General features: G+C 68.6%; 17 protein-coding genes and 4 pseudogenes. 10 read left to right on the top strand and 11 right to left on the bottom strand.

Annotated elements, in window-relative coordinates; all coding sequences use genetic code 11:
* Positions 1–54 precede the first annotated feature (54 nt).
* From IT882_RS16230 to IT882_RS02770, 5 genes and pseudogenes are all read left to right on the top strand, one after another.
* Complete coding sequence (locus tag IT882_RS16230) at positions 55–441, top strand: hypothetical protein (RefSeq protein ID WP_229382264.1); 387 nt, start codon at positions 55–57, stop codon at positions 439–441.
* Positions 438–1,373, top strand: coding sequence for a branched-chain amino acid ABC transporter permease (locus IT882_RS02785; RefSeq protein WP_229382263.1), 936 nt, complete (start codon positions 438–440; stop codon positions 1,371–1,373). The genes IT882_RS16230 and IT882_RS02785 overlap by 4 nt, the downstream gene beginning before the upstream one ends.
* 13 nt (positions 1,374–1,386) lie before the next feature.
* Positions 1,387–2,367 carry a branched-chain amino acid ABC transporter permease gene (locus IT882_RS02780; protein WP_195693075.1) on the top strand — a complete coding sequence of 327 codons (981 nt, stop codon included), beginning with the start codon at positions 1,387–1,389 and terminating at the stop codon, positions 2,365–2,367.
* Between the two features lie 67 nt (positions 2,368–2,434).
* A pseudogene (locus IT882_RS02775) lies at positions 2,435–3,242 on the top strand (ABC transporter ATP-binding protein); the annotation flags it as partial.
* 162 nt (positions 3,243–3,404) lie between these two features.
* A complete protein-coding gene (locus IT882_RS02770; protein ID WP_195693074.1) occupies positions 3,405–4,169 on the top strand; it encodes an ABC transporter ATP-binding protein in 765 nt (254 codons plus the stop codon).
* A gap of 141 nt (positions 4,170–4,310) precedes the next feature.
* Here IT882_RS02770 and IT882_RS02765 read toward each other — a convergent pair whose 3' ends face one another.
* Both IT882_RS02765 and IT882_RS02760 read right to left on the bottom strand, forming a co-directional pair.
* Positions 4,311–5,717: an IS1380 family transposase gene (locus IT882_RS02765; protein ID WP_195692261.1), complete on the bottom strand. Its 1,407-nt coding sequence runs from the start codon at positions 5,715–5,717 to the stop codon at positions 4,311–4,313.
* A 514-nt stretch (positions 5,718–6,231) separates the two neighbouring features.
* Positions 6,232–7,500 (bottom strand): ABC transporter substrate-binding protein, encoded by a 1,269-nt coding sequence (locus tag IT882_RS02760; protein ID WP_195693073.1) that lies wholly within the window; start codon positions 7,498–7,500, stop codon positions 6,232–6,234.
* 240 nt (positions 7,501–7,740) lie between these two features.
* On the opposite strand from IT882_RS02760, the gene IT882_RS02755 reads away from it, so the two are divergent.
* From IT882_RS02755 to IT882_RS02745, 3 genes are read left to right on the top strand one after another with little or no spacing between them, the layout of a single operon-like run.
* Positions 7,741–7,947 (top strand): heavy-metal-associated domain-containing protein, encoded by a 207-nt coding sequence (locus IT882_RS02755; RefSeq protein ID WP_195693072.1) that lies wholly within the window; start codon positions 7,741–7,743, stop codon positions 7,945–7,947.
* A gap of 58 nt (positions 7,948–8,005) precedes the next feature.
* Positions 8,006–10,321: a heavy metal translocating P-type ATPase gene (locus IT882_RS02750; protein WP_229382262.1), complete on the top strand. Its 2,316-nt coding sequence runs from the start codon at positions 8,006–8,008 to the stop codon at positions 10,319–10,321.
* A complete protein-coding gene (locus IT882_RS02745; protein WP_195693070.1) occupies positions 10,318–10,674 on the top strand; it encodes a metal-sensitive transcriptional regulator in 357 nt (118 codons plus the stop codon). The genes IT882_RS02750 and IT882_RS02745 overlap by 4 nt, the downstream gene beginning before the upstream one ends.
* A gap of 169 nt (positions 10,675–10,843) precedes the next feature.
* On the opposite strand, the gene rarD is transcribed toward IT882_RS02745, so the two are convergent.
* Positions 10,844–11,809, bottom strand: a complete 966-nt coding sequence (rarD, locus tag IT882_RS02740; protein WP_195694031.1) for an EamA family transporter RarD — start codon at positions 11,807–11,809, stop codon at positions 10,844–10,846.
* Positions 11,810–11,994: 185 nt separating this feature from the next.
* Positions 11,995–12,291: a co-chaperone GroES gene (gene groES, locus IT882_RS02735; RefSeq protein WP_195693069.1), complete on the bottom strand. Its 297-nt coding sequence runs from the start codon at positions 12,289–12,291 to the stop codon at positions 11,995–11,997.
* A gap of 328 nt (positions 12,292–12,619) precedes the next feature.
* On the opposite strand from groES, the gene IT882_RS02730 reads away from it, so the two are divergent.
* Both IT882_RS02730 and IT882_RS02725 read left to right on the top strand, forming a co-directional pair.
* Positions 12,620–13,966, top strand: coding sequence for a PHB depolymerase family esterase (locus IT882_RS02730; RefSeq protein ID WP_195693068.1), 1,347 nt, complete (start codon positions 12,620–12,622; stop codon positions 13,964–13,966).
* 133 nt (positions 13,967–14,099) lie between these two features.
* Positions 14,100–15,293 carry a class I SAM-dependent methyltransferase gene (locus IT882_RS02725; RefSeq protein ID WP_195693067.1) on the top strand — a complete coding sequence of 398 codons (1,194 nt, stop codon included), beginning with the start codon at positions 14,100–14,102 and terminating at the stop codon, positions 15,291–15,293.
* Between the two features lie 79 nt (positions 15,294–15,372).
* On the opposite strand, the gene IT882_RS02720 is transcribed toward IT882_RS02725, so the two are convergent.
* The 7 genes and pseudogenes from IT882_RS02720 to IT882_RS02690 form a co-directional block, all read right to left on the bottom strand.
* A complete protein-coding gene (locus IT882_RS02720) occupies positions 15,373–15,741 on the bottom strand; it encodes a DUF4190 domain-containing protein (RefSeq protein ID WP_195693066.1) in 369 nt (122 codons plus the stop codon).
* Complete coding sequence (gene tsaD, locus IT882_RS02715; RefSeq protein ID WP_195693065.1) at positions 15,738–16,841, bottom strand: tRNA (adenosine(37)-N6)-threonylcarbamoyltransferase complex transferase subunit TsaD; 1,104 nt, start codon at positions 16,839–16,841, stop codon at positions 15,738–15,740. The genes IT882_RS02720 and tsaD overlap by 4 nt, the downstream gene beginning before the upstream one ends.
* Positions 16,842–17,022: 181 nt before the next feature.
* Positions 17,023–17,349, bottom strand: a pseudogene (rimI, locus tag IT882_RS02710) (ribosomal protein S18-alanine N-acetyltransferase); the annotation flags it as partial.
* A gap of 38 nt (positions 17,350–17,387) precedes the next feature.
* A complete protein-coding gene (tsaB, locus tag IT882_RS02705; RefSeq protein WP_195693064.1) occupies positions 17,388–18,083 on the bottom strand; it encodes a tRNA (adenosine(37)-N6)-threonylcarbamoyltransferase complex dimerization subunit type 1 TsaB in 696 nt (231 codons plus the stop codon).
* Positions 18,084–18,443: 360 nt separating this feature from the next.
* Positions 18,444–18,895, bottom strand: a pseudogene (gene tsaE / locus IT882_RS02700) (tRNA (adenosine(37)-N6)-threonylcarbamoyltransferase complex ATPase subunit type 1 TsaE).
* 50 nt (positions 18,896–18,945) lie between these two features.
* Positions 18,946–20,085 carry an alanine racemase gene (gene alr / locus IT882_RS02695; protein ID WP_229382261.1) on the bottom strand — a complete coding sequence of 380 codons (1,140 nt, stop codon included), beginning with the start codon at positions 20,083–20,085 and terminating at the stop codon, positions 18,946–18,948.
* A 128-nt stretch (positions 20,086–20,213) separates the two neighbouring features.
* Positions 20,214–20,561, bottom strand: a pseudogene (locus tag IT882_RS02690) (holo-ACP synthase); the annotation flags it as partial.
* Between the last annotated feature and the right edge of the window lie 144 nt (positions 20,562–20,705).

The following is a 20,705-nucleotide window of genomic DNA, read 5'->3' as shown; positions in this document are numbered from 1 at the left end:
TCGTCTATCACGGTCGAAGCGACTTCCTCGGCCGTTGCCGTCCGGGAGGTCTGAGTGCCACATCCGAATGCCCCAGCCAGGACGACGCGGAATCGCCTCGGCGCGTTTCTCGCGTTGTCGCTGACCGTCCTCGGCCTCCTCGCCCTGCCAACCGCGGCCCACGCCGCCGACGATGATCCCTACCGCATCAGCGGCAACGTGCAGCTCGAGGGTGAACCGCTCGAGGGTGTTGAGCTGATCGTGGACGGCCCCGGTGGCGAACAGGCGGTCGAAACGGATGCCGGTGGGCAGTGGTCGGTCGGGGTGCCCGAGCGCAACGCTGACTACACCGTGACGCTCAACGAAGACACCCTCCCCGAGGGGATCGCCGTGATCGACGAGACCGGCGAAGACACCTCTCCCAATGTCCGCGAGGTCACGGTCGGCCCCGGGGGCGCGTGACGACGAACTTCTTCATCGGCGAAGGCGAACGCAACACGACGAGCTTCTTCGACCAGCTCGTGGAGCGTCTGGTCAACGGCGTCAACTTCGGTCTGATGCTCGCCCTCGCCGCGATCGGCCTCTCGCTGGTCTATGGGACGACGGGGATCTCGAACTTCGCGCACGGTGAGATGGTGACTTTCGGTGCGCTGATAGCACTGCTGTTCGCCGTGGGGTTGAGTCTGCCGCTGCTGATCGCCGTCCCGTTGGCGGTGATCGTCTCGGGAGCGTTCGGGTACGCGATGGATGCCGGGCTCTGGCGCCCCCTGCGCCGAAAAGGCCTCGGCGTCGTGCAGCTGATGATCGTGTCGATCGGACTCTCGCTGGCCCTCCGCTACGTCTTCCAGATGTTCGTCGGCGGCGGCACGCTGCAGCTGCCGAATCCGCTGTCGGGCGTCATCCCGCTGCCCGGCTCGATCGTGCTGACCTGGATGGACCTCGTCAGCATGCTGATCTCGGTCGTCGTGATCATCATCTTCGCGCTGTGGCTCACCCGCAGCCGGATCGGGCGCGCAACCCGCGCGGTCTCCGACAACCCGTCGCTTGCGGCGGCATCCGGAATCGACGTCGACGCGATCGTGCGGATCGTGTGGATCCTCGCGGCAGCCCTCGCTGGCCTGTCCGGAGTCCTCTGGGCCTACTTCCGCCCCGGCATCAAGTGGGACATGGGAACCAGCATCCTGCTGCTGCTGTTTGCCGCCGTGGTCCTCGGCGGTCTCGGCACCGCGCTCGGGGCGCTCGTGGGCTCACTCATCGTCGGCATCCTCGTCGAGACAACGAGCCTGTTCGGGGTCCCCGACGATCTCAAGTACGTGGGCGCGCTGGTCGTGCTGATCCTGATTCTCCTCTTCCGACCGCAGGGCATCCTCGGTCGAAAAGAGCGAGTGGGCTGAAGGGGGTACGACGATGGACTTCGGTCAGATTCTGAACAACACGCTGAGCCAGATTCTCAGCCCCACGACCCTCGGCTTCGCGCTCGCGGCGATCGGCCTGTCGATCCACTTCGGGTTCGCGGGCCTGCTGAACATGGGTGTCGCCGGTTTTATGGCGGTCGGCGCCTACGGCTTCGCGATCTCGATCCTGACGTTCGGGCTGCCGTGGTGGGCAGCCGCGCTCGTCGGATTCGTTCTCGCCGCCGTCTTCGCGTTGATTCTCGGCATCCCGACGCTGCGGCTTCGCGGCGACTACCTCGCGATCGTGACGATCGCCGCCGCCGAGGTCGTGCGGCTGCTCTTCCTCTCGACCGCCTATAAGGACGTCACGGGGTCGGCTGACGGACTGTTCGGCTTCCAAGCCGAGTTCCGGGCTGCGAACCCGCTGCCGGAGGGCACCTACGGCTTCGGTCCGTGGATCTACACGAGCGACCAGTGGTGGGTAATCATCATCGGCGTGGCCCTGACCGCGGTGGCTGTCCTCTTCACCTGGTCGCTGATGCGCAGCCCCTGGGGCCGCGTCATCAAGGGCATCCGTGAAGACGAGGATGCCGTGCGGTCGCTGGGTAAGAACGTGTTCTCGTTCAAGATGCAGGCCCTCGTGATCGGCGGTGTGATCATCGCGGCCGGCGGCATCGTCACGGCGATGGGGACGAACGTGAACCCCAACGTCTATGTGACGTCGCAGACGTTCTTCATCTGGACGGCCCTGCTGCTCGGCGGTGCCGCAACGATCTTCGGTCCGGTGCTCGGCGCCGTGCTGTTCTGGGTCGTGCGCGCGTTCCTGTCGAACCTGTTGCCCGCCCTGGTGGATGCCGGGCTCTTGCCCTTCCTGTCTCGCGAGCAGGCGCAGCAGTCGGTGTTCGTCCTCATCGGGGTCGCGCTCATGCTGCTGATCATCTTCCGCCCGCAGGGGATCCTCGGGAACAAGAAGGAGTTGAGCTTTGTCCGATGAGCCGCTGGCGCCGGAAGCGCGCCCCAAGACAACCGGACTCCATGTTGTCGGCGACGCCGATGTCGAGATCCGGCCCGGCGTCGCGAAGGTCGACCCGATCATCATCGCCGACGGCGTCAAGCGCACATTCGGCGGGCTCACCGCCGTGGATGTCGAGCACCTCGAGATCCCCCGGAACGCCATCACCGCGCTCATCGGCCCCAACGGCGCCGGCAAGACGACGTTCTTCAACCTGCTGACCGGATTCGACAAGCCGGATGAGGGATCGTGGACCTTCGACGGGACGGCGCTCGCGGGAGTCCCGGCGTTCAAGGTGTCGCGAATGGGCGCGGTGCGCACCTTCCAGCTGACGAAGGCTCTGGGCCTGCTGACGGTGCTCGAGAACATGAAGCTCGGCGCAACGGGTCAGCGCGGCGAGAGCTTCTTCTCATCGCTGTTCCCGTTCCTGTGGCGTAAGCAGGATGTCGAGATCGAAGAGCGCGCGCGCGTGCTGTTGAAGAAGTTCAAGCTCGATACGAAAGAGACCGACTTCGCCGCGAGCCTGTCGGGCGGGCAGCGAAAGCTCCTCGAGATGGCCCGTGCCCTCATGAGCTCGCCGCAGTTCGTCATGCTCGATGAGCCGATGGCCGGTGTGAACCCGGCCCTCACGCAGTCACTGCTGGATCACATCCTTGACCTCAAGGACGAGGGGATGACGGTGCTGTTCGTCGAGCACGACATGCACATGGTCCGTCACATCGCCGACTGGGTCGTCGTGATGGCCGAGGGCAAGATCGTCGCCGAGGGCCCACCCGATACCGTCATGCAGAACCCTGCGGTGATCGATGCCTATCTCGGGTCGCATCAGGATGTCGACCTGGGCGTTGTCACCGGGCGCGTCCCCGGCGAGCTCAACACCGCGGCCATCGAGTTGCAGCGCGAAGCGCAGGAGTTCGACGAGGCCATCGAGAAGTCACACGAGAAGTCGCACCACCAGCAGTCGGATGCCGCCCCGAAAAGACGCAGGAACCGGGCGCGGGCACCGGGACGGAGAAGTCATGACCGATGCAGCCGCCACCGACGAGCGTCCCCCCGTCCGCGAGGGAACGCCGGTCGTCCTGGTCGACGAGGTCCACGCGGGGTATCTGCCCGGGGTCAACATCCTCAACGGCGCGACCCTGACCGCCTGGGATGGCGAACTGATCGGCATCATCGGCCCCAACGGTGCCGGCAAGTCCACGCTGCTGAAGGCGATCTTCGGTCAGGTCAAGGTGCGACAGGGCGACATCTCGCTCAACGGTGAGAAGATCACGGGCCTGCGGGCCAACAAGCTCGTCGCCAAGGGCGTCGGGTTCGTGCCGCAGAACAACAACGTCTTCCCGAGCCTCACGATCGCGGAGAACCTGCAGATGGGGCTGTTCCAGCGCCCCAAGCTCTACACCGAGCGTCTGGATTTCGTCACCGGCATCTTCACCGAGCTCGGCAAGCGACTGAACCAGCGGGCGGGCTCGCTGTCGGGTGGCGAACGGCAGATGGTGGCGATGAGCCGCGCACTCATGATGGACCCGGCTGTCATCCTGCTCGACGAACCGTCGGCTGGCCTGTCGCCCGCCCGGCAGGATGACGCGTTCCTCCGGGTCTCGGAGATCAACAAGGCGGGCGTGACCACGATCATGGTCGAGCAGAACGCCCGTCGCTGCCTGCAGATCTGCGATCGTGGCTACGTGCTGGACCAGGGCAAGGATGCCTACACCGGCACCGGCCGCGAACTGCTGAACGACCCGAAGGTCATCGGCCTCTACCTCGGCACCCTCGGCGCCTAAGCCTCGATCCACCGATGAGCCTTGGGCGAGGGGCTCGACTTGATGGATGCGGCTTTGACCGGCCGCGGGCAGGGTTGTGTTCCGGGCGTCGCATCCCGGTCGTCCACTGTGTTCTCGGTCGGGCCGTCGTCGCGGCGGTGGTCAGTTCGTGCTGACGTGTGGTGGGGCGTGGGTGGCCGTGAACAGGCGATCGAACGCGGCCTGCCAGGGCCAGGCCGCGGGCAGGTGCATGGTGATGCGCCGGGCGGATCGTGCGAGGCGTGCCGGGACAGTGATGAGGGTGCGGCGGATCGTCGCGGTTGTCGCTCTGGCGAGCCGCCCGGCGCGGTCGGAGATGAGTCCGGCGGTGCGGGTGAGGTTGAACGCGATCACCGCGAGCACGAGCCAGGCGCTGTTCGCGGTGAACACCCCGGACGGAAGGTGAGCGAGCGGTCCGCCCTTCAGATCGGCGTGGACCTGTTCGATGATCGCGTGGGCACGGTGGGTCTTGTCCGCCGCGACGGTGCCCATCGTCTGCTTGTCGGTGGTGGTGAAGAACGCGTGGTGCCGGTAGACGTCGAACAAGGTCGGCTGCTCCACCTTGTTCGGGTTCAGGTCCGGGATGCGCCGCACCACGAGACGTCCTTCGACCCGTTCGGCGATCTTCCGGGAGCGGAACGCGACGAAGGGCACTTCGGCGACTTCGGCTTTCGAGATCCACCGCCCGGTGGCCTCGTCACGGATCGCGTTCGGATACTCGATCGTCTCCCACCCGTCCTCGGGGATCGACGAGATCGCTGTCTTCACCGCAGGGTCCATCCGGACCGTGACAGATACGTCCGCGCCGGACTTGATCGCGGTGCCAACGGTGCCGTGCCCATAGAACGCGGAGTCGGCCCGCAGCAGCGGCCGGACACTGCTCCCGATGTTCATGCGGCGGAGGGTTGCGAGGACGTCACCGACGATCCTGGCGGCGCCTTTCGGGGAGCCGGTCTTCCCCTGCCGGAGCCGCTGACCCAGGATCACCGGTGCTGACGAGGTCGTCGACGCCGTCGCAAGGAGTGCGTTGAGTCCGCGGACGCCGGAGTACCCGAACGAGGCGCCCTGCTTCTTGTATCCGTGGACCTCGACGATCGTGTCGTCCAGATCCACCATCACCCGCTCACCGCCCCGAACCTGCAGCAGCGGTGCGGCCGAGGCGAGGTTCACCAGAGTCCGGGAAGCGACGGCATCGAGCTGGCGGACATGCCCGAAACGGAACTCGCGCAGGAACGAGCCCAACGTCGACGGCGCATACGTCCGATCGAACAATCGCCCCATCCCGCCGTGACGGAGCAGGTTCATGTCGTCGATCGAGTCCGCACCGGCGAGCATCCCCGCCACCAGCGCCATCACCTTCGACCCGGCGTTCGCGCCCCTGTCCGTCGGGACGCTCAACCTCGACTGCGCGAGCTCGTCGAGGCCCACGGAACGGGCGAGGCGGAGCATCGGGACCAGACCCGCGGCCGACACGAGATTCGGATCATCGAACATCGCTGACACAGCAGCGGGAGCATGCTTGAATTGCACCTACGAGATGCCTCTCGGATCGGTCGAACAGCGGTCTAGACAATCACTATTCTTCCTGATCAGAGGGGCATTTCTGCGTCACCGCGCCCGCTCAACCCCACGGCTCATCGGTGGATCAAGGCTAAGGCCTGCAGGCCCGACGCCTCACGCGAGGGGTCGCAACATGCCGTGCAGACGTTGATCGCTGCGGCGTGTTGCGACCCTCGCGTACGGCTTCCGGGACGGATGCGACACCACAGTCGCGGCCCAGCAACGCACACTCGCCGTCGCGAGGGTGCCGCTAACTCCTCACAATCGACCCGATTTCGGCTCCGCTCGCCTGCCCGACTGCTCCGGCTGACCCAGCTTTGCTGAGTTAGCCACAGGCAGGGCGGATCTCGCGGGCGGGACGGATGCCACAGGCGGGACGGATGTCGCGGGCGGGACGGATGGTCGCGGGCGGGGTGGGATGCTGCACCACGCGGGAGCGGGGCCCCGACCCGAAGGTCGGAGCCCCGCTCGCTAGCCGTGAGGCTTACTGGTACGCGACGTAGTCGTTGTCGGCCGTGTACTGGTAGATGCCGATCGACGCGTCGGTCGGGTCGCCCACGTCATCGAACGTGATCTTGCCCGAGATACCGTCGTAGTCGGCGACGCCACCGCTGTTGATGATCTCGGCGCACTCGGCGAACGAGGTGCAGGTGGTGCCGTCACCGGAACCGCCCGAGACTTCCTGCAGCTTGTCGGCAATCGCCGCGCCGTCGGTCGAGCCGGCGGCCAGGGATGCCAGGGCGAGCAGGACGACCGCGTCGTAGGACTCTGCGGCGTAGCTGAACTCCGTCAGCTCGTCGTTGCCCTCGTCGGTCCAGAAGGTCTGGAGCGAGGAGGTGAAGTCCGTGATCGCGTCGATCGACAGGCCGGGGAGAGTTCCCTTGGCGCCCTCGAGCGAACCGCCCACGTCGATGCCGTTGCTGCCGAAGTTGGCGAGGTTGCCGTCGACGAAGTACAGCTTGTCGGCGGGCACGCCTGCGGCGAACAGCTCGGGGAGCATCGTCTTGACCTCTTCGAACGTGATCAGGGCGATCGCGTCGGGGTTGGCGGCGACGACCTCCGAGATCTGAGCCGAGAAGTTCGTGTCACCCGTGTTGTAGGTGGGCTCGGCAACGACCGTGCCACCCGCAGCTTCGAACGCATCCTTCACGAAGCCCGCCAGGCCGGTGCCGTACGAGTCGTTGAGGACGATCATGCCCAGGGTCTGCGCGCCCGACTCGGCGATCAGGTTGCCGAGCACTTCACCCTGCAGGGTGTCGGAAGGGGCGGTGCGGAAGTACAGACCGTTGTCGTCGTAGGTCGTGAACGCCGCCGACGTGTTGGCGGGCGAGAACTGGATGACACCGGCGCCGACGACCTGGTCGATGAACTGCAGGGAGGTACCCGACGAGGCAGCACCGATGATCGCGGAGACTCCCTCGTTGAGAAGACGCGGGATCTCGGTCTCGTAGGCCTTGTTGTCGGTGTCGCCCGAGTCACCCTGGATCATCTCGATGGTCACGCCGGCGTTTGCCGCGTTGACCTCCGAAGCGGCGTACTCGGTACCCGCGATTTCCGGCGGGCCGAGGAAGGCCAGGTTGCCCGTGACAGGCAGCGCAGTGCCGATCTTGAGGTCGAGGGACTCGGACGGGTCAGTGGTACCGCTCCCGCCACCGGAGTCGCCGGCGCAGCCCGCCAGGAAGACCGCGCTGACACCGACGACGGCGATACCGCCGAGGATCGAGCCTGCGCGGGATGGTGTGAAGACGCCCATGATGCTCCTTGCTGTGGATGGATGCGGGTCCGTCAAGAGCCCGCATAGTGCCAATAACCTATCCGTGGACTGGTCTCGCGTGTGTTGCGGTGCGTTAACGATGTGTAACGCTGTCGAATCGTTACCTGGCGCCCGGATCCGTCGTGACCGGCGGTGCGGAAGAGCGCGCGTGGGCGTATCGTTGAGGCGTATACCCCTTGGGGGTATAGATTCGGCTCACGCACACGGAGGAGAACCGCCATGGCACACCACGAGTACCTCGTCACCGGAATGACCTGCGGTCACTGCGAGCACGCCGTGCGCGATGAGGTCTCCCGCATCCCCGGTGTCTCTGCCATCGAGGTCAGCGCGTCGACGGGCCTGCTGACCGTCACTGCCGAGAACCTCGACGACGATGCCGTGTTCAGCGCCGTCGACGAGGCCGGCTATCAGGCCGCGCGACGGTGACCACAGCCGCACCGCTCGGGGAAGCCACCCTGCGCCGATCGAGCTCCAGATCGGCGGGATGACGTGCGCCTCCTGCGCCGCGCGCATCGAGAAGCGCCTGAACCGGATGCCGGGAGTGTCGGCATCCGTCAACTACGCCACGGAGAAGGCCGTCGTCCGCATCGATGACGACGCCACGGCAGAGACGACGGGCGGAAGCGGCACCGACGCGGCGGCCCTGATCGCCGAGGTCGAACGCACCGGGTACACGGCTACCGTGCCCGCGCCGCCGGCCGCGGAGCCCGCCGACCCGTCGACGGCCGCTGATCCCGAACTGGCATCGTTGCGGCAGCGACTCATCGGTGCCGCGGTGCTCTCGGTTCCCGTGATCCTGCTCGCGATGATCCCCGCGCTGCAGTTCACCTCCTGGCAGTGGGCATCGCTGGCGCTGGCATCACCCGTCGTGGTGTGGGCGGCGTGGCCGTTCCACCGAGCGACAGCGATCAACCTTCGTCATGGCGCCGTGACGATGGACACTCTCGTATCGATGGGAGTCTCGGCGGCCTACCTCTGGTCGCTGTACGCACTGTTCCTCGGCGGAGCGGGCATGCCGGGCATGACCCACGGCTTCACGTGGATCGCACAGCCGGGCGAGGCCGGGAACACGATCTACCTGGAGGTCGCGGCCGGGGTCACGACGTTCCTGCTGCTCGGGCGCTACCTCGAGGTGCGCGCGAAGCGGCGGGCGAGCCAGGCAGTTCGCTCGCTGCTCGAGGTCGGCGCCAAGGATGCCGCGCTGCTGCGCGATGGCACCGAGCTGCGCGTCCCCGTGTCCCAGCTGCGGGTCGGCGACGAGTTCGTGGTGCGCCCCGGCGAGCGGATCGCAACCGACGGGGTCGTCGTGTCGGGAACGTCAGCGGTCGACACCTCGACGATCACGGGAGAGTCGGTGCCGGTCGAAGTCCGCGAGGGTGACGCAGTCATCGGCGCGACAGTCAACGTCGGCGGCCGCCTCGTCGTGCGCGCCACCCGCGTGGGCGAGCAGACCCAGCTGGCGCAGATGGCGCGTCTGGTCGAGCAGGCCCAGGCGGGCAAGGCCGAGGTGCAGCGGCTCGCCGACCGGGTAGCTGGCGTGTTCGTCCCGATCGTCATCGTCATCGCGGCCGGCACCCTGGTCACGTGGCTGGTGATCGGCGCCGGCACGGCGATGGCGCTGACCGCGGCGATCGCGGTGCTGATCATCGCCTGCCCATGCGCTCTCGGGCTGGCAACACCGACGGCGCTCCTGGTCGGCAGCGGTCGGGGCGCGCAGCTGGGCATCCTCATCAAAGGACCACAGATCCTGGAGTCGACGAGGCGCGTCGACACTGTCGTGCTCGACAAGACCGGCACCGTCACCGAGGGACAGATGACCCTCGTGGACGTCGCCCCGTCGCCGGGCGAGGATGCTGCCGAGGTGCTGCGCCTGGCGGGCGCGGTGGAGTCGGCATCCGAGCACCCCATCGCGCAGGCGATCGCGGCGGCAGCTCGGCGTACCGAGGACGGCACGGATTCCGCCGTCGCGGCCGACGATGCAACGGCCGCGAATCGGCTTCCCGCGGTCGAGTCGTTCTCGTCGGTTGCGGGGCGAGGCGCGACGGGGGTCGCCGGTCGCGCCGTGGTGGTCGGGTCTCTCGGGCTGCTCGCCGACTGGTCGGTGCGCCAGGATGCCGAGATCACGGCAGCCGTCGAGCGCGCCGGCGAAAACGGGATGACCGCGGTCGTCGTGGCGTGGGATGGGCAGGCTCGCGGAGTCCTGACCGTCGCGGATTCGGTGAAGGCATCCAGCGCGGATGCCGTGTCCCGGCTTCGCACGCTCGGACTGGAGCCGATTCTTCTCACCGGCGACCACGAGGCGGTGGCGCGGCGCGTGGGCGATGAAGTCGGCATCCGTGAGGTGATCGCGGGCGTCCTGCCCGCCGAGAAGTCTGCCCAGATCGAGCAACTTCAGGCCCGCGGCCGGGTCGTGGCGATGGTGGGCGATGGTGTCAATGACGCCGCAGCGCTCGCGCAGGCCGACCTCGGAATCGCGATGGGCACGGGCACGGACGCCGCCATCGAGGCCTCGGACCTCACGCTCGTTCGCGGGGATCTGCTGGGCGCGGTGGACGCGATCCGACTGTCGCGGGCGACGCTGCGCACGATCCGTGGGAACCTCTTCTGGGCGTTCGCGTACAACGTCGCGGCGATCCCGCTCGCGGCGCTCGGGCTGCTGAACCCCATGATCGCTGGGGCGGCGATGGCGGCATCCAGCGTCTTCGTCGTCGGTAACAGCCTGCGACTACGCCGCTTTCAGAGCATCGACCCGGCTGTCGTCGGGTCACGCAGAAGCACGAACGAACGGAGCCCGCGATGAGCGACACTCTCGAGACGACCGCGCACGAGGGTGAGGCGACGGATGCCGACCACAGTGCTCACGACCCGGCGGCGCACCACGGGTACATCGGCGACAAGCAGCGGTATCTGAACCGTCTCAAGCGCATCGAGGGGCAGGCGCGCGGCATCCGTTCGATGGTCGAGGACGAGAAGTACTGCATCGACATCCTCACGCAGATCAGTGCCACGACGGCTGCGCTGGAGTCGGTCGCCCTCGGCCTTCTCGAAGATCACCTGCGCCACTGTGTCGTGGATGCCGCGCGCCAGGGCGACGAGCAGGCCGAGGAGAAGATCCGCGAGGCCTCCGCCGCCATCGCCCGCTTCGTGCGCTGACACCCGCCGACGCGCTGCCGGGGCACCGCTTCGGGCCCTTCGACTGTCACAGACTGTCGCTCACCGGCGACGGATGCGGCAGTTTGTGACAGCGGAACGGTGGTGAGGGCGCGCGAGCGGCGCCGCAGCGCACGGAACGGCTGCGAAGCAGTCGGCCGTGGCAGCGGGGTCAGCTGTATTCGGCGACGTCACTGACTCCGCGCGAGCGGCGCGCGAAGACGAGCGAGTCGACGGTGAGGACGGCGAGCGCGACCCAGACCAGCGCGAACCCGACCCAGCGCTCGGGCGGCATCGGTTCACCGAGGATCCATGCGCCCGTGATGAACTGCATGATCGGCGCAATGAACTGCAGCAGCCCGACGACGGTCAGGGGCACCCGTCGCGCTCCGGCGGCGAACAGCAGCAGCGGGACGGCTGTCGCGGCCCCCGCGAGGCTCACCAGCACGGCGTGCCACACACCGTAGGCACCGACAGTGAGACCACTCGTGAGCGACGTGACCACCAGCAGCACGATCGCAAGGGGCGTGAGCCAGGCCGACTCGAGGGTGAGGCCGCTGACGGCATCCACCGACGGGCCGATGCGCTTCTTGATCAGGCCGTAGATGCTGAAGGATGCCGCGAGGGTGAGAGCTACCCACGGCACCGTGCCGTAGCCGACGATCGTGACGATGACGGCGACACCGGCGATCGCGATGGCAACCCATTGCGTCAGGCGAAGTCGCTCGCGCAGCACGAGGACGCCAAGAAGCACCGTCGCGATCGGATTGATGAAGTACCCGAGGCTTGTCTCGATGACATGGCCCGAGAGGGTGGCGAGGATGAAGACCTGCCAGTTGACGTAGATGACCGCCCCCGCCAGGGCGGTCCAGCCGAGCAGCCGCGGTTGGCGCACGATGGCGAGAAACGGCCGCCACGCCCGCATGACGGTGAGCAGGAAGATGCAGAAGACGAGCGAGAGCAGGATGCGCCATCCGACCAGCTCCCAGCCGCTGATCGGGGCGAGCAGGATGAAATACAGCGGCAGGAAGCCCCAGAGGAAATAGGCCGAGAACGCGAAGATGCCGCCGACGAGTCGCTCGCGCGCGGCATCCGCCGGTGCTTCCTGGGCGAGCTGCGCGGCATCCGCTCCCGCGATCTCTGCCGCGCCGGATGCCGGGACATCGCCCGTCGAGGGCGCTGAGCTCCCATCCCCCGGAGCAGATTCGCGCGTCACCCGTTCAGCCTAGGACCAGGCACGGACCCGCGGCGCCAGCGGCCGCACGCACGAAAAGACGGGGCCCGGATGCCGCAGCATCCGAGCCCCGTCGAAGAGTTGTCGACTCAGCGGACGACGACCGCCAGCACGTCGCGAGCCGAGAGCACAATGTACTCCTCGGCGCCGAACTTCACTTCGGTCCCGCCGTACTTGCTGTAGATGACGCGGTCACCGACGGCGACGTCGAGCGGAACGCGGTTGCCGTTGTCATCGATGCGGCCGGGGCCGACCGCGACGACTTCGCCCTCCTGGGGCTTCTCCTTCGCGGTGTCGGGGATGACGAGACCACTCGAGGTGGTCTGCTCGGCCTCGACCTGCTTGATGACGATGCGGTCCTCGAGCGGCTTGATGGAAACCGACACGGGTCTACCTCTGCTTTCCTTGAGATCCAAGACTCGTTAGCAACCTCACACCGAGAGTGCTAACGCAAGTGTATTGAAGCATTGGCACTCATGCAACGCGAGTGCCAATCAGATTCGGATCGTGGGGCGACAACGCCCCCGCGAGATGAGAGTCGTGCCATGTCCTCCGACTTAACCTGGTATATGAATCATCTTTCAGTTACCGTGAGTCGCGTGCGATGACGCACCTCGGCATCCACTCACTGGAGAGGGATGCCCGTGCTCCGACCGGGACGACCGTGCGATGGCGCCCGGGGCAATGGCCGGGGCAGTGACGAAGGGATGACGCATGCTCTCTCGTGTCCGAAATCGCGCTCTGGGCGCGCTCCTGGCGGCAGGTTTGGCGGTGGCGGGTCTCACCGCTGTCGCACCCGCCGCCCAGGCGATCACCTGTCCCCCGGGATTCGAGACGCTCCCCGGCTGCACCAACGGCGGAGGCGGCTCCGGCGGCGGCTCGGGCGGCTCGACCGGTGGCACCGGAACGTGGACGACCGAGACGATCGCCGGGATGTCGGTGCGGCTCTACACGCCGACGACGGAGGCCGCGCTGCCCGCCGGCCGCGCGCTGATGATCTCGCTCCACGGATGCGTACAGAAGGCGTCCGATCTGCAGTCGGCGGGCAACTGGGCGCAGACGGCAGACGAGTACGGCATGATCGTCGCGCTGCCGGATGCCCCGAACGGCGGGGTGATCCTCGGCTGCTGGGACTACTACGACGCGAATCACTCGCGCACGGCGCCGGCCCGTCACGACGACAACCTCCTGTCGCTGGCCTCGACGCTCACGGCGCGCGGCAGCCTGGGGATCGATGCGGATCAGGTCTACGTCTCGGGGCTATCGTCGGGCGGCGGTCAGACGATGGTCATGGGATGCCTCGCGCCCGACGTCTTCGCCGGGATCGGCATCAACGCCGGACCGACAGTGGGCACGACCTCGGGGCAGATCTCCTCGGTCGCCGTCTCCAAGAACCAGGGCGTATCGACGTGCACGAGCTTTGCCGGCGCAGCATCCGGAGCCTTCGACACGCAGCTGACCTCGGTCGTCTACGGCAGCAACGACTCCACTGTTGCGCCCGGGTACAACACGCTCAACGGGCAGATCATGGCCGACATCTACGATGCTGACCAGACCTCGACGTTCGGCCTCTCGGGCCTTGCCGGAACCAACACGTCCGGCTCGGGAACGCTGTACTCGGATGCCGACGGGCCTCGCGTCTCCGTCATCCAGAACACGGGCCTTGGCCACAACTGGCCGGCCGGCGCGGGATCGGGTGGGTCGTACATCAGCGCGAACAGCATCGACTACCCGGCGTATGTGACGGAGTTCTTCTTCGACAACAACCGCCGCGCCGACCGGTCGGGTGAGCCGACACCGACGCCCACCCCGACACCGACCGGAACACCGTCGCCGACGCCCACCCCAACGGGAACGCCGACGCCCACGCCGAGCGACTGTGTCACCGCCACGAACGCGACCCACAAGGCAGCGGGCCGGGCCACGTCCTACGGCGTGAACCCCTACAACCCGTATTACGCGATCGGCACGCAGGACTACCTCGGCCTCGGCGATGCCACCGTGACCAGCCTGCAGCGCCTCTCGGCATCCTCGTGGGATCTCGTGAGCAGCTGCGGCTGACGCGGACCCGCTGACGCTCTCGCGCGTCGGTAACTCCTCAAGAGTCGGGCATCAGGACCGCAAAACCCGCCCGCGGGCCTCACTCCGCGGGCGGGTTTGAGGAGTTAGCAGCGCCCGCGCCTAGGGTGGATGGATGGACATCGCCGAGGTGCGGGCGCTGCTGACGCCGGCGGGGCTCGACCTTCTGAACAGCCTCGGCCCCATCTCCTCCAGCGATGAGGTCGGGCGCACCGTCTCGCGACTGCGCAGCGCCGGCCACTCCCCCGACCTCGTGTCGGCGGTCGTGACCCAAGCGCGGCTGCGTGAACGGGCGAGGGCGAAGTTCGGTGAGTTCGCGTCACGGATGCTGTTCACCCGCGCCGGCCTGGAGCAGGCGACGCGTCTTCCCGTTGCCGCCCACCACGCGGGGCGGTTCCGTCGCGCCGGACTCGAGCACGTCGCCGACCTCGGATGCGGAATCGGCGGAGATGCGCTGGCTCTTGCCAGTCTCGGCATCCGTGTCGACGCTGTCGATGCCGACGAGGTCACGGCGGCACTCGCGACCGTCAACCTCGCCCCGTTCGGCGCGTCCGTCACGGTGCGCCACGGCCTCGCGGAGGATCAGGACCTGAGCGGGGTTGACGCCGTCTGGCTGGACCCGGCACGACGCGAGACGGGCGAAACGGGCCGTGCGCGCACCGACGACTGGTCGCCGTCTCTGGAGTGGGTGTTCGAGCTCATCGGGCGGATGCCGGGCGGTGTGAAGCTCGGTCCGGGACTCGACCGCGATCGGATCCCCGACGGATGCGAGGCGCAGTGGGTCAGCGCCGACGGATCCACGATCGAGCTGGTGCTATGGTCTGGTCCACTCGCCCGCGAGGGGGTGACGCGATCGGCGCTCGTGCTGCGCGGGCAACACGCGGCCGAGCTCACCGCACCCGCCGACAGCGAGGACGAACCGGTGCGCGCGCTCGGGCAGTTCATCCACGAGCCCGACGGCGCCGTCATCCGTGCCCGGCTCATCGGGCAGGTCGCCCGGTCGCTGCACGCGGGGATGCTGTCGGAGAAGATCGCGTATCTCACCGGCGACAAGCCCGTCACGAGCCCGTTCGTGCAGAGCTTCCGCGTGCGCGAGGTGCTCCCTTCCGACACGAAGAAGCTCGCGCGGGCCCTGCGCGAGCGCGGTATCGGCATCCTCGAGATCAAGAAGCGCGGCGTGGATGTCGACCCCGCGGCGCTCCGTCAGACTCTCAAGCTGAAGGGCGACGAGTCCGCGACCCTCATCATGACCAGGATCGCCGGCACCCGCGTCGCGATCCTCGCCGACCGCGTTCCGCCCGCTCCCTGACGCGCACCGCGTTCCCGTACAGCCCCGCCGATCCCCGCATCCGTCGCCCGAAAGCGCCGGCGCGGCAACCGGCGACGGGTCAGGTCAGAACGGTCCAGGCGTAGAGGAGCCAGCCCGCGCTGTAGAGGATCGACACCGCGCCGAGCACGATCGCCCAGACCGCGACGCGGCGGCTGTCTCGCGGATGCCGCAGCGCCATGATGCCCGACACGATCGCGACGACGCCGATGACAAAGCCCCATCCGACGAACAGCGAGACGGCCAGGCCCACGATCCCGAAGCCGAGCGCCCAGCCTGCGAACCCGCGGTCGAAGCTTGCGGTTTCGACGGGTCCGGCATCCGGTTCCCAGCCGGGGCGGTCCGGCGACGGGTCGGGGCCGCTGAGGGTCGTCGGCACGTCCACCGGGGCGGTGGGAAAGCGCGAGAACCCTCGAGCACGATCAGTCACTGTGCCTCCCCCGCGACCTGGATGTCGGTGATCGGCAGCGTCGAGTCGGCGCCGAACGCCATCGTCGAGGGGCCGTGCCCGGCCATGATCAGTTCCGAGGCGAGGGCCGCGATCATGGCCCCATTATCGGTGCACAGCGACAGCGGCGGAATGCGAACCGTGACACCCGCCGCTGCAGCACGCTCGAGCGCGACCTCGCGCAGCCGCCGGTTGGCGATCACCCCTCCGCCCAGCAGCAGGCGCGGCACGCCGAAGTCCGCGCACGCCGCGAGCGCCTTGGTCACGAGGACGTCGACGACAGCTTCTCGGAAGGATGCCGCGACATCCGCGGTCGAAACCGGATTGCCCGCGGCATCCTGCTGCTCGACCCAGCGCGCGACGGCCGTCTTGAGCCCCGAGAACGAGAAGTCGTAGCGGTGCTCGGCCATGTCGCTGGCGCGGGAGAGGCCGCGCGGAAAGCGGATCGCGTTCGGGTCGCCGGCGCGGGTCCCGCCCAGTCCGTCCGATCCGGATGCCGCGGCGCGGTCGATCTCGGGACCTCCCGGATAGGGCAGGCCCAGGATGCGAGCGATCTTGTCGAAGGCCTCTCCGGCGGCGTCATCCACGGTCTCGCCGAGGAGGTCGACGTCGCCCGTGAGGTCGCGGACGAGCAGGAGGGATGTGTGACCGCCCGAGACCAGTAGCGCGATCGTCGGGTACTCCAGGGGCGGCGCGTCAGCGTCGAGAAGGTCGGCGGCGATGTGGCCGACGAGGTGGTTGACGGCATAGAGCGGTTTGTCGAGCGCGACCGCGAGCGCCTTCGCGGCGCCGACGCCGACCATGAGCGCACCCGCGAGCCCGGGGCCCGACGTGACGGCGACGGCGTCGATATCCGCGAGCTCGACCTGCGCCTCGGCGAGCGCGGCCTCGATCGTTGGCTGCAACGCTTCGAGGTGCGCGCGGGCGGCGACCTCGGGCACGACCCCGCCGTAGCGGGCGTGTTCGTCCATGCTCGAGGCGATCGTGTTCGACAGCAGCGTGCGGCCGCGCACGATGCCGATGCCGGTCTCGTCGCAGCTGGTCTCGATCCCGAGGACGAGGGGTTCGCGGGCGGCGCTCATGTGCACACTCCCCCGATGCCACGGCAGTTCCTCGCGTCCCGCCCGAGGGTTGTTCCGCCGCGAGCGCCGCGTCGCCGCCGACCTCGCGCCGCGCGGCATCCCATCCGACAAGGTCGAGCTGCATGATGATCGCGTCGACGTCGTCGGGCTGGTAATAGCGCGGGCGCCGGCCGGTCTCGAGGAAGCCTTCGCGCTGGTACAGGTTTCGGGCGACCGCGTTGTCGTCGCGGACCTCGAGGAACATGGTCCTTGCCCCGGCCTCGCGGGCGTGCTCGAGAAGCGCGGCGAGCAGTATCCGTCCCCGGCCCGTTCCTCGGGCGGCCGTCTCGAGCGCGATGGTCTGGATGTCGGCATCCGCCGCCCCGCGCACCGCGCGCACTCCGCCGTATCCGACGATGCGCCCCGCCTCCTCGACGACGACGTACGAACCGTGGGGCGACGCAAGCTCGGCGGCCATCATCGTCTCTGACCACGCGTCGGTCGGAAACGACGCCCGCTCGATCGCCATGATCGCGGCGAGGTCGTCGGCGGTCGCGAGGCGGATGCTCATGTTCCCACCTTCTTCGGCCCGGCCGAGAGAGTCACATCCGGCGAGCGCAGGTACAGCGCGTCCCGCGGACCGACCTCACGCCCCGCCGCCACTGCCCGCGCCGCGACCAGCGCCACCATGGCCGCCGAGATGGCAGTCGTGTCGTGCCGACGGGCGTCGAGCTCGGTCAGCACCGCATCGATGTCATCGCGGGGGCTTAGCGCGGGTTCAGCGACACGGATCGGCAGGCCGTCGTCATCCATCCCCTCGTACACCGTGTAGGCGAACTCGCGGCGGCGGGCATCCGTGACGATGGCAAACCGCTCCGGATCGGCATCCGTCTCACCGGCGAGCGCCTCGTCGAGCAGGATGCCGAGCGCTGCAGCATCGTGGCTGACCACCGGGACCACGGGGATGCCGCGCCCCAGCGCGAAGGTTCGGGCGGCAGCGATGCCGACGCGCAGTCCGGTGAACGGCCCAGGACCCATGCCCGCGGCAACCGCAGTGATCTCCGCGGGCGCTCCCGGCGTACCGGCGCCGGCGTGACCGAGGGGGGCGTCGGTGCGCGCCGTGCCGAGCACGGTCTGCAGCAGGTCACCGATGACTTCGGCGTGACCGAGCGGATTCGCGCTCGACGCTTCGGCGAGCACCACGCCGTCGGTCTCGACGACCGCAGCCGCGGTGCCAAGCGACGTGTCGATGCCGAGAATCACCTTCCCAGGGTATCCGCGGCGGGGCCCGGGAACACCTGCCGTGTGCCGATTGCAGGCTCAGCCGCCAGTGCAGGCACGTTCGGCGGTGCTGGCACCCGATTCATCCTGCGTTCGGCCCGGGCACCACCCGCCCAGCCCTCGGCCAGCGGCCCCAGCCCCCGGCCAGCGGCCCCTGCCAGCGACCCGCCGCCGGCCAGCGTCCTCACCGCCGCCCACCCGTCGCGGCCGGACCGAACGCAGGATCATCCACGCTCCACCCCGCCGCCACGCCGCCCAGGCACGCATCCATCCTGCATTCGGCACAGCTCACGCGCCCCGACCACCGTTCCAGACCCCGGGCCCCACCGGCTCCGGCGCAAGTCAGGACGGTTCGCGACGGATGCTGACCACGCGCGGCGCGTCGGCTTCGAGTTCCGCGGCTGCCGGTCCGTAGGTGCCGCAGGCGGTATCGACGCCGGTGCCGTGCCATTCCTGCTGCAGTTCGACGTCCCACCAGTGGTCGCGCAGGCCAGCCACCATTCCGCGCCCCCACTCGACGACGACGACAGATCCGTCGTAGTCGATGTCGAGGTCGTCGAGTTCGGCTGGCGAGCCCAGTCGGTAGGCATCCACGTGCACGAGCGGCGCACCACCGACGAGAGACGGATGCGTCCGCGCCAGCACGAAGGTCGGGCTCTGGATGGGTCCGCGCACGCCGAGTCCCTCACCGATCCCGCGGGTGAGGGTCGTCTTGCCGGCCCCGAGCACCCCGGTGAGCACGACGAGATCGCCCGGACGCAGCATCCTCCCCATCTGCACCCGAGAGCGTGCATATCGGCGGGGCTCGTGACCTCGCGCTCGCCGATCAGTTCGTCGAGCCCGCTCACGACGAGACCTGCCGACGCGGCACGCGAGGACCGATGCGGGTCACGATCTCGTAGTTGATCGTGCCGGCGGCGCGGGCCCAGTCATCGGCTGACGGGACGCCGAGCGTGGGGTCGCCGAACAGCACTGCCTCGTCGCCGACCGCGACCGGGTGGTCGCCGACGTCGACGACGAACTGGTCCATCGCGATGCGGCCGGCGACGGCGAAGGGCTTGCCGCCGATCCAGACCGGCCCGCGACCGGAGGCGTTTCGCGGCACACCGTCGGCGTACCCGATCGGGATGAGCGCGAGGGTGCTCTCGCGCTCGGTGCGGTGCTGGTACCCATACGAGACGCCGTGTCCGGCATCCACGCGACGTACCGCCGCCACCGCCGCGCGCAGCGTCATGGCAGGGCGCAGGCCCAGGTCCGCGGAGCTGCGGTCGTCGAACGGCGACAGGCCGTAGATCCCGATCCCCACCCGTACGCAGCCGAGCCGCGTCTCGGGCAGGGCGATCGCGGCGTGGGTGGCGGCGAGGTGCCGAAGCGGCGGCGCGAGACCGAGCGCGGCGGCTGAGCCCGCGGCATCCAGGAACACCCGCAGCGCCGCGCGATCGTCGTCGGGGCTCGTGTTGGAGAGGTGGCTGAACAGCCCGATGACGCGGAGTTTGCCGATGCGTTCGAGGCGTGCGGCTTCGGCGAAGACGACGCCGTAGTCGGCGGGTGCGATGCCGTTGCGCGCGAGTCCGGTTTCGAGTTTGAGGTGCACGCCGACGGGCCTGTCGACGGATGCCGCGGCGGCGGCCTGCTGCAACTGGTCGAAGCTCGAGATGCCGAGCTCGATGCCGGCGTGGGCAGCCTCGCGGAACGAGGCTCCGGGCGCATGCAGCCACGCGAGGACCGGAGCCGTGATGCCCGCGCGGCGCAACGCGAGGGCCTCGGTGATGTCCGAGACACCGATCCGTGTCGCGCCGCCTGCGAGTGCGGCGACGGCGGACCGGGTCGCGCCGTGTCCGTAGCCGTCGGCCTTCACGACGGCGATGACCTCGGAGTTCGTCATCCGCCGCAGGTGCTGCACGTTCGCCGCGATCGCAGCGACATCAACGGATGCCTCCCGCAGCATCCCCTCCGGCAACCGGGATCCGGGCATGACGCTCATCGTTCCTGCACTCCCTGCTCGGCCCCTATCGCCGAACCCACATCATCCGCGCCAGCCCACACCTTTCCCGCGCCGGATGCTGTGGGCTCGGCGCCGTCCGTGTGGGTTCGCGCCCCGGGTTCCGGAGAGGACTCGGCGATCACATAGGCCGTCGCGAGGTGCGCGTCGTGCGACATCGACAGGTGCAGGGTCGTGATGGCCCGGGCAGCGACGACGTCGGCAGTCGATCCGGTGAGGGTGAACCACGGGCGACCGGATGCCTCGGGCGTCACCTCGATCTCGGTCCAGTGCACTCCGTCGGATCCGCCGAGCGCCTTGATGAGCGCTTCCTTCGCGGCGTAGCGGGCCGCCAGGGATCGCGGTTTCAGCATCCGTTCGGCCGGGGAGAACAGCCGCGCGAGCAGCTTCGGCGTGCGCGCGATCGTCCGCTCGAACCGCTCGATGTCGACCAGGTCGACGCCGATCCCGACGATCATGCGCACTCCTCAGCGGCGGCGGTGACGGATGCCGCAGCATCCGCCACCCTACCGCCGCCGCACCCCCGCGACGCGGACCGATCGCAGGATGAACGGCCGCAGATCCTGCGTGCGCGGCACGTCGCGGCCTGTCATCCTGCGTTC

The organism is Microbacterium schleiferi (genome assembly GCF_015565955.1).
In the GTDB taxonomy this organism is placed as follows: Bacteria; Actinomycetota; Actinomycetes; order Actinomycetales; family Microbacteriaceae; genus Microbacterium; species Microbacterium schleiferi_A.
Note: the sequence above shows the minus strand (reverse complement) of the source record. Positions and strands in the feature narration are given on the sequence as shown.